General features: G+C 55.9%; 6 protein-coding genes. 5 read left to right on the forward strand and 1 reads right to left on the reverse strand.

Annotated elements, in window-relative coordinates; genetic code table 11:
- The coding region (locus NW837_RS13535) for an S-layer homology domain-containing protein (protein ID WP_414332145.1) at positions 1-1510 on the reverse strand (1510 nt) is incomplete at its 3' end.
- Positions 1511-1819: 309 nt separating this feature from the next.
- Here NW837_RS13535 and psbE point away from each other — a divergent pair.
- The 5 genes from psbE to NW837_RS13560 all read left to right on the forward strand — a co-directional run.
- A complete protein-coding gene (gene psbE, locus NW837_RS13540) occupies positions 1820-2065 on the forward strand; it encodes a cytochrome b559 subunit alpha (RefSeq protein WP_011433109.1) in 246 nt (81 codons plus the stop codon).
- A 76-nt stretch (positions 2066-2141) separates the two neighbouring features.
- The gene (psbF, locus tag NW837_RS13545) at positions 2142-2273 is read left to right on the forward strand and encodes a cytochrome b559 subunit beta (RefSeq protein WP_011433110.1); all 132 of its coding nucleotides are present in this window, start codon (positions 2142-2144) and stop codon (positions 2271-2273) included.
- Positions 2274-2278: 5 nt separating this feature from the next.
- Positions 2279-2404 carry a photosystem II reaction center protein L gene (locus NW837_RS13550; protein WP_011433111.1) on the forward strand — a complete coding sequence of 42 codons (126 nt, stop codon included), beginning with the start codon at positions 2279-2281 and terminating at the stop codon, positions 2402-2404.
- Positions 2405-2545: 141 nt separating this feature from the next.
- A complete protein-coding gene (locus NW837_RS13555) occupies positions 2546-2665 on the forward strand; it encodes a photosystem II reaction center protein J (protein WP_011433112.1) in 120 nt (39 codons plus the stop codon).
- Positions 2666-3191: 526 nt separating this feature from the next.
- Positions 3192-3609: photosystem I reaction center protein subunit XI (locus tag NW837_RS13560; protein ID WP_414332146.1), on the forward strand; the 418-nt coding region annotated here is incomplete at its 3' end.

Here is a 3609-nt window from a genome sequence, read left to right on the forward strand (position 1 = left end):
CAATCCGAAAAGCAGCCCGCCCCCCCGGATCCCCTCGCATGGTGACTTTGAGAATTTCTCCCATGCGCAGATTGGTGCTGTTGGTGGTGACACTGAAAATCTGGGGCAGTCCCGTGGCGACGGGTGCGGAAACCGGCTGAATGGTGGAGCGGGTTCCTCTGGAGCCATCGATGGAAAAAGGAAAAATCTCCCGATGTTCCTGGCTGAGGCCGTCCTTGGTGAGCACAATCCTCAAGGTGGGATTGTTGGCCTGGTGGGTGGGGGCTACCACGTAGGTGCCTTCGTAGTGGTTGGGTCGTACCTCCCGCATCGGCTGGTTCAGGGCCAGATTCCCCAGATCAAACTGGGCGATCCCTCCAGATTCCCCCCAAATGGCAATGGTGAGAATGTCCCCTTCCACCAAGTCGCGCTGGGGATCCAAGCGAATGGCCTCAATGCGCGGATAGCGATTGCTGGCTGCAGTCAGAGGGGCTGGCTGCGGCAGAGGAGCTGGGGGCGGAAATACTGATTCCACTGGCGGAGGAGCAACATTGCCCAAGGCCAGTTGAGGTAGCCGCCGTTGAACGCGGGTACTGACGCCATTGAGGGTCAACTGAATACTGATGTCGGGGCCAAAGACGGCATCCTGAGGACCAAGGCTATAAACTGCGCGGTAGTAGCCGGGCTGCACCTCCTGCATCGGCAGACCCTGAACCACGCCGCCGATATCAACCGTAGCCCTGCCGTTGGGAGTGGCCTGCGCTTCAATGGTCAAGGTTCCCCCTGCAGGAACACTTCCTCCCTCGGGAGTGATCCGCGTTTGGAAGATTTCGGGTTGGACAGTCTCGGCCACCCGGGCTGGGGAGGGACGCAACTGGGCCACAGGGGGTGGCAAGGGCGGAAGCTGACCGCGATACACCAGGGCCTGATGCAACAACACCGCCCCTTCTGCTCGCCTCAGCACGCGATTGGGCTGAAGACGAGCTGGATCCGGCACATTCACCAGCAGCCCCGCTTCGCCTGCCATGGCCACAAAAGCCCGCCCTACCTCCGGCACATCAGCCGCATCGGTGTACAGAGCCATCCAGCGCTCAATGTCGGCCTGGGTGGGAGCAGGCAATTGCAGAGCCCGCACCAAAATGGCCAGGGCTTCCAGGTGAGTGATATCCCCTTGCGGGCGAAACTCGTTGCCCTCGTATAGGCGCATGGCCCCCGCCTGCAGCACGGCTTGGGCAGTCCAATAGTCGGGGGTGTTGGGCTCCAGGTCGCGAATCTCCTGCACCTGGTTGGGATTGGGAATGTAGCCGAAAAACTCCGTCAGCCACTGGGCCAATTCCAGACGGGTCAGGGTGGCTGACAGGGGTTCTTGGGTGATCACCACATCTGTCTGACGTTCCAGAGCCGCCACGTAGGGGTCGGTCCAGGCCAGCGAGGCTTGCTGCTCCACCCCTTGGGACCAAGCCGGCAAGCTGACACCCGACCAGCCCAGCGTCCAACACAAGCTCAGAGCTAGGGGCCACGAGCACCGCATAGCTGTCACTCCTGTTCCAACAACATCCCCTCAGGGCCAGCTTATCTCAAACTTCCGCCCCATCCTCAAGCCCTCGATGCCCCTTGGGATTGCGCCCTTTGGCAGTGAGATTCTGAAAACTCGGGTAAGAAGGTTCGCCGCAGGGATCCCTTAGGAGATTTTACCTATGCAAGACGGGATCCGGCTTGACAGCAAAGGGCCTAAGCAAGGGTCTCGTAACTTGTAGTTGTGCATCCAAATCCTTATCATTGTGTTATAGACTCAGAAAGTTCAGAAAGCACTTTTGCCCCTACCCTAGGGAGGAGTTTCATGGCTGGCAGCACCGGAGAGCGACCTTTTGTCGATATCATTACCAGTGTCCGCTACTGGGTTATTCACGCCCTGACCATTCCCGCTTTGTTTTTGGCAGGCTGGCTTTTTGTGAGCACTGGCCTGGCCTATGATATTTTTGGCACCCCGCGCCCCAATGAGTATTTCACGGCAGAGCGCCAGGAGTTGCCGATCGTTAGCGATCGCTTCAATGCTCTGGAGGAGCTGGAGAGGCTGACTCGCTAGGAGTGCCCGTGGGTAAGTGGACTATTCGTTATTGCAATTTGTAAGTTGATTGAGCTTTTTGCGTAGGGTGATATCTATGGCCACTAAATCTGATGAACCCGTTTTTTACCCTGTTTTTACCGTCCGTTGGCTGGCGGTACATACCTTGGCGATCCCAACTGTTTTCTTCTTGGGAGCTATTGCTGCAATGCAGTTTATTCAACGGTGAACCCAATGGCTGATCAACCCGAAAGGAATCCCAACTCCCAACCGGTGGAGCTAAACCGCACTTCCCTTTACCTGGGTTTGCTGCTGGTGTTTGTGGTTGGGCTGTTGTTCTCCAGCTATTTTCTCAACTGAGGCCAGGATCCCACTCTGCTCTTGGAGTTGGGAAAGAGCGCAGGGGACAATGCTGGCTTTTGGCTAGCCCTTGCTCCCCTTTGCTAAGTTTACTGAGAATGTAATTGCTGCTAGTTCTGTCTTTTTTGGAGACCAGTTGCTATGACCAGTCAAGCAAGGATCCCTTTGTGGATAGTGGCTGTGGTTGCCGGTTTGGGTGTGATCACGGTAGTTGGGCTCTTTTTCTATGGCTCCTATGTGGGCCTAGGCTCTAGTCTGTAGGTTTGAGGTTTTCGGTCTGGTAGTAGCCCCCAATAGGTAGGGGTAAAGGGTCCCATGGTTTTTACGACCTAGCCGAATTCAGTTAGGCTTTGTTGACCCATGGCCAGTGTATCTACCACTTTTTTCGGGGCTACCTACCACAGCGCAATATCGATCCCTTGCCCAGCAGGGATCCCACTTCATTGCAGACCTTAATACTCAACTTAATACTCAATACACAGTCCGAAAAAGCTGCCGCTATTCCTCACCACTGGTTACAACCAGGCGGTGAATCTGGACTTCTCTCTTCTCCCCCTGGAGAGGGTGAAGTTCGCGTTAGCAGGTCAGGGATCATGGGCAAGAGCGCGAATTGCTGAGGACAGGTTCTGCGAGGGAATGTCTCAAACTTATGTCTCAAACTTATTTAGAAGAGCTATCTCTGTGTTAAGCGAGCATGAACTTTTTTAACGATCCGGGTGGTGGTTGCCGAGAGGGTAACTTAGGCCCCGTAGAATGAATCGCAAAATTCCAGGCAGGACATTCGGACATGGATTACATTCGCACCTTTAACGACGATCCCTGCGAGGGGCATCTTTCGACGCCCATCAGCGATTCTCCTGTCACCCGTCTGTTTATCAACAATCTTCCCATCAACCGTCCTGGTTTATCGCCGCTGTTGCGGGGTCTAGAAATTGGGCTGGCCCATGGCTATTTCTTGGTAGGGCCAGAAATTGTGCTGGGGCCGCTGCGGGATTACCCTGAGGCAGCTAACTTAGGCGGGCTGGTTACGGCGATGGCGATTGTGCTGCTGGGAACCGCCTGCATGTCGGCCTATGGCAGCGTTACCTTCGGAAACAAGCCGGAGACGCCGGGGGCCGCTCCTCTGGCTACAGCTCGGGGTTGGGGGGATCTGACGGCAGGATTTTTCTTGGGAGGTATGGGTGGCGTGTTCGCTGCCTATTTCC

This window comes from Synechococcus sp. R6-10 (genome assembly GCF_047461815.1).
Lineage (GTDB): Bacteria > Cyanobacteriota > Cyanobacteriia > Thermostichales > Thermostichaceae > Thermostichus.

Bases quoted from the DNA above. Each gene is read 5' to 3' on its own strand.
- NW837_RS13555 (WP_011433112.1), top strand. From the start codon at position 2,546: ATGACCAGTCAAGCAAGGATCCCTTTGTGGATAGTGGCTGTGGTTGCC.
- psbF (WP_011433110.1), top strand. From the start codon at position 2,142: ATGGCCACTAAATCTGATGAACCCGTTTTTTACCCTGTTTTTACCGTC.
- NW837_RS13550 (WP_011433111.1), top strand. From the start codon at position 2,279: ATGGCTGATCAACCCGAAAGGAATCCCAACTCCCAACCGGTGGAGCTA.
- psbE (WP_011433109.1), top strand. From the start codon at position 1,820: ATGGCTGGCAGCACCGGAGAGCGACCTTTTGTCGATATCATTACCAGT.